1 pseudogene is annotated in these 393 nt (G+C 58.8%); it reads right to left on the minus strand.

Annotation, left to right across the window (positions count from 1 at the left end):
* Positions 1-294, minus strand: a pseudogene (locus tag AC0L3B_RS38535) (hypothetical protein); the annotation flags it as partial.
* Positions 295-393 lie beyond the last annotated feature (99 nt).

Consider the following 393-nt stretch of genomic DNA (forward strand, 5'->3'; position numbering starts at 1 on the left):
GGAGAGCTTCTTGATGATCTTGGTCTGAGCGGCACCACCCACACGGGATACCGAAACACCGGCGTTCACTGCAGGGCGGATGCCCGAGTTGAACATGGCCGATTCCAGGAAGATCTGACCGTCGGTGATCGAGATCACGTTGGTCGGAACGAACGCGGAAACGTCGCCAGCCTGGGTTTCGATGATCGGCAGTGCGGTCAGGGAACCGGTTTTGCCGGTCACTGCGCCGTTGGTGAACTTCTCTACGTACTCTTCGGAAACGCGGGATGCGCGCTCCAGCAGACGGGAGTGGAGCAATTGATCCCACTGGTGGCGACTCCGGATCAGGAACTCAAGCACCACTGGGACTACCTCTACGAACCAGACGCCAAAGAGCTGCTTGACGGCTTGATG

This window comes from Bradyrhizobium sp. Kon56, from assembly GCF_055807635.1.